Raw genomic sequence first — 4,365 nt, 5'->3', positions numbered from 1 at the left:
GTCGAGTTTCTGGTCGATGATCAGCTCACCGTCAAACGCCTGCGCTTCAGTGATCTGATTATGGAACGGGCCGACGAAGTTCACACTGATACCGCTGCTGAGCAGTTCGATGTGAATTTTTCGATTATGAACGCAGAGCTGGCTAACTTTATTCCGGCACTACTGGAGGCTTTTGGCGGCGAGGATACCAGTGCGCTGGAAGCTGCTTGAAAAAGCGGCGCTGTAAACTGGCGAATTGGCCGTAATTGAACTATTAACTATAGGCCTGTATTCCGCAACAGAAGAGAATCCCATGGTTAAACAAATGGTTAAACAATATGTTTTGTTTGTACTCGCCAGCGCACTGCTTACGGGTTTTGTGGTCGCAGATGACGACGATGACGATCGGCGTGAGAAAGCTGAAGAGCGGCGGGAGAAGTATCAGGAGCGTTATGAAGAAGACGAGGAAGAGCGTCGTGAAAAAGCCGAAGAAATGCGCGAAAAATACAAAGAGCGCTATGAAGATGACCGTGATGACGACCGCGAAGAAATAGAAAAAAAGCATAAAAAAGAAAAACATAAGTACGAAAAGCACAGCAAAGAAGGCAAGGGGAAGCACAAGGATAAGGCCAAAAAACCCAAGGGCATGCACGGCCGTGACTGGGCTGCAGAAAAAGGCAAAAAGCATGGCTGGGACGAAGGCAAGCCCGCCAAATATCGCGACCGGGATGACGATGACCGGGATGACGATGACCGGGATGACGATGACCGGGATGACGACGACCGGGATGACGATGATCGGGAACATGACCACGACCACGAAGCGGGTCATGACCATAGCAGCCCCGAAAAAAGGGACCCTGAACATGATGTGGCCGAGTCGCAAGACCCGGAACAGACCCTGCGCGATATGGCCAAGGACACCGCAGCGCGCAAGGCTGGCGCTGAGAAGGGAAGCGCATCAGAGGCCCTGATCCACATGGGTACTGACGCGATTCTCGATCGCGCCAAAGGTGGTGGTCAGTCCCAGTAGCGGCAGCTAAGTGGCGTTAGGTAAACTATAGAGGCGGCTGAGGCCGCCTTTTTTATGGGCGGCCTTTTGATGGGCATCCCGCATTAGTTGTAAGGCAACTGGCTAGCGTGGTGGAATTGCCTCTCTGGAATCTGTGATAGAGAGCGCTGTGCGCAAAATCATCCACTGTGATTGCGATTGTTTCTACGCCTCGGTTGAGATGCGTGACGATCCCGCGCTGCGCGGGATTCCGCTGGCGGTTGGCGGTGCCAGCGATCGACGTGGCGTTATTGCCACCTGCAATTACGAAGCCCGCTCTTATGGCGTGCGCTCCGCCATGCCCTCAGCACACGCCATGCGCCTGTGCCCGTCGCTTGTGGTGATTCCCCCCAATTTCGAAAAATATCGCGCGGCGGCTTATCAGGTGCGGGAGATTTTTCACCGTTATACAGACCTTGTAGAACCGCTATCGCTGGATGAGGCCTATCTCGATGTCAGTGATTCGCAGCACTTTCAGGGCAGCGCCACCCTGATTGCGCGGGCCATTCGTGAGTCCGTCAGCCAGGAAGTCGGCATCACGATTTCCGCCGGTGTTGCGCCAAACAAGTTTCTCGCAAAAGTTGCCAGCGACTGGGATAAGCCCGATGGGCTGACCACGATCACGCCGGATCAGGTGGAGTCCTTTGTCTCGACTCTGCCGGTGCGACGCATTCACGGTGTCGGGCCTGCCATGCAGAAAAAGTTGCTGGAAAAGGGCATAGAGCGCTGTGGTGACATTCTTATCTGGTCAAAACTGGAGCTGGCCCAGGCCTTTGGCTCCATGGGGGAAACCCTCTACCGCTATGCCCGTGGTGAAGACAAGCGGCCGGTCGCCAATAATCGCGAGCGAAAATCACTGAGCGTTGAGCGCACCTACGCCGATGATCTGATCAACCGCCGCGCCTGTCAGAATCAATTGCCGAAACTGATGGCGATGCTGGAAGAGCGGCTGGCCAAGCTGAGTCGGCGCGGTGCTATTACCGGGCATTTCGTCAAACTGAAAAGCAAGGATTTTGAAACGACAACGGTCGACCGGCAGCTCACGGGTGGGTTGGAGCACAACGAGTTCGCCGACATGATGGATGAGGCTTGGGGCCGGTTTAAGAAACCGGTGCGCCTACTTGGCGTTGGCTTGCGCTTCCACACCGACCGAATGAGCAGTGATCAACAGTTGCGTTTATTCGACTGAGCAGTGTTGTCTGTTTGTCATCTTCGGTGGCGACAATGTATGAGCGGACGAATAAGGAGGAGACAAGGGTGAGAAGGTCTTGGTGGGCAGGCGTGATATTGATGCTGGTGACTGGTGCATTGCAGGCACAGCCGGTGAAGCAGATAGAGGCTGGCGGCAAGGTGTCCTTTGCCGGAGATTTCACCCTCGACCGGCGGGGCTATGAGGCATTGCCCATCACCAACCTCCCGGTCAACGACAGCGAAACGCAGTTCCAGTTTGCGATTATGTCTGATCGCACGGGCGGGGCTCGCACCCCGGTTTTTCACCGTGCACTGCGCAAACTGAACCTGCTGCAGCCGGAGTTTGTGGTCTCCGTTGGCGACATGATTGAAGGTTACACCGAAGATCGCGCCACCGTGGAGGCTGAGTGGGATGATTTTAATGGCATGATTGATGAATTGACCATGCCTTATGTCTACACGCCGGGCAATCACGATTACACCAACGATGTGATGGCCAATATCTGGCGTGAGCGCTACGGCGCCGATTACTACCACTTTGTTTATAAAAATACCTTGTTTCTGGTGCTGAATACCGAGGCTGATTTGAATGGCCCCGGGCGTCCGGGTATCAGCGAGACGCAGCTCGCTTACATGGAAAAGGTCTTGAAGAAAAACCGGCAGGTGGCTTGGACGCTGATTTTTCTGCACCAGCCGGTGTGGCGTATGGGAGACACCGACGACTGGAACCGGCTTGCCGATATGCTTGGCTCGCGCCCCTACACTGCTTTTGCCGGGCACATGCACAGCTACGAATACGCGACCAACGACAAAGGACGCGAACTGATTACCCTGAGCTCCACCGGTGGTGTCAGCCAGTTGCGGGGCAAGGCCTATGGCGAATTTGACCATGTTACCTGGGTGACCATGAAAGAGGACGGTCCGGTGCTTGCCCATATTGAGCTGGATGGCATTGTCGGCAAGCACGTCACTTCGCCGGAATTTACCGAGGTGTTTGGCAAGGCGCCACTCTTCTCGATGGATCCGTGGTTTTCGCAAAGCACGGGCAAGCAGCGTGGAGAGTTGGTGCTGCGTGCCAGCAATCCCTTTTCGAAGCCGATGGATTACCGTTTTGAAGCGATTGCAAATCCGGGGTTTCTATTGGAGGAGTGGATGCCAGAAGGCAAGCTGGCTCCGGGGGAATCCAGGATCTTCAAAGTGCCGGTTAAAAAAGTCGTAAAGGGTGAGGTTCGTCCCTTGCAGTTGCGTGCCCGTGGTGATGTCGCGCTGGACAACATCGAGCGAGCCGATTGGACCGTGAACTTCAAAAGCGAGCCAGTAATGACCTACAGCGTTCCGCGCAAGCGCAAGGCGATCACTGTGGATGGCGATATCAGTGAGTGGCCTGCGCTCAGGTTCAAGGGGCCGGCTCAGGGACAGCGCGGCCGCTATGATCGGGAAGGTGAACCGGAAACCGTTGCGGTGGATGATCTGAGTTATCGCTTTGATGTGCGCTACGATGATGAGTTTTTTTATGTGGCTGTCGATGTCACTGACGATTGGGTAACTGACCAATTTCATTCACTTGGCGGAGGTCAGGATGTAGTCTCGGTGGTGCTGGATGCCCGCCCGATCAGTGCCAGTGCGCACAATACTGGTACGACCAAAACACTCAAGTCGGGTGACTGGTCTGCCTTGATCCTGTCTCCCGATCGGAAGGGCGGAACCCAGCCTTTGGCCAGTTTAACGCCCAAGGTTTTTACGGCTAAATTGAAAGAGCACGATTACGGCTACAGCCTTGAGGTTTCTGCGCCGCTGTCCTATCTCGCGCAAAAGCAGGGCGGCGATTGGCAGAGCATCCGATTGAATGTCAGTGTCGCCGACCACGATGATGAACCGCAACACACGCTGCCACTGATCGTCAGCTGGCAGGAGCCCTGGGATCGGGGGGTGGTCGGCAGCGGTACTTTTTTCCGCAAGCATTGAGACAGGGCGGGGTAATACTGGCAAAAACGGCCGTTACAAAACGGTCATATACCCTGTTAGGGTCGGGGGCATAATCAGTTAAAACACTGGAGCCTCGCAATGTCAGCTGGTCAACCCTCTGCACCCGAAGCCTTGCTGGAGGCCGAGTTTGAACTCGGCTTTACCTATTCCCGCACCCT

General features: G+C 55.1%; 4 protein-coding genes. All 4 read left to right on the top strand.

The features are described from left to right. The coding region (gene rdgC, locus ABYP33_RS17550) for a recombination-associated protein RdgC (RefSeq protein ID WP_373092483.1) at positions 1-210 on the top strand (210 nt) is incomplete at its 5' end. An 82-nt stretch (positions 211-292) separates the two neighbouring features. Beyond that, positions 293-1,012 carry a hypothetical protein gene (locus ABYP33_RS17545; RefSeq protein ID WP_373092481.1) on the top strand — a complete coding sequence of 240 codons (720 nt, stop codon included), beginning with the start codon at positions 293-295 and terminating at the stop codon, positions 1,010-1,012. Positions 1,013-1,160: 148 nt separating this feature from the next. Then, a complete protein-coding gene (dinB, locus tag ABYP33_RS17540) occupies positions 1,161-2,219 on the top strand; it encodes a DNA polymerase IV (protein ID WP_373092480.1) in 1,059 nt (352 codons plus the stop codon). Positions 2,220-2,320: 101 nt separating this feature from the next. Beyond that, a complete protein-coding gene (locus ABYP33_RS17535) occupies positions 2,321-4,186 on the top strand; it encodes a metallophosphoesterase (protein ID WP_373092478.1) in 1,866 nt (621 codons plus the stop codon). Positions 4,187-4,365 lie beyond the last annotated feature (179 nt).

Source organism: Zhongshania sp. (assembly GCF_041584495.1).
Taxonomy (GTDB): domain Bacteria; phylum Pseudomonadota; class Gammaproteobacteria; order Pseudomonadales; family Spongiibacteraceae; genus Spongiibacter.
Note: the sequence above shows the minus strand (reverse complement) of the source record. Positions and strands in the feature narration are given on the sequence as shown.

Bases quoted from the DNA above. Each gene is read 5' to 3' on its own strand.
- ABYP33_RS17545 (WP_373092481.1), top strand. From the start codon at position 293: ATGGTTAAACAAATGGTTAAACAATATGTTTTGTTTGTACTCGCCAGC.
- ABYP33_RS17535 (WP_373092478.1), top strand. From the start codon at position 2,321: ATGCTGGTGACTGGTGCATTGCAGGCACAGCCGGTGAAGCAGATAGAG.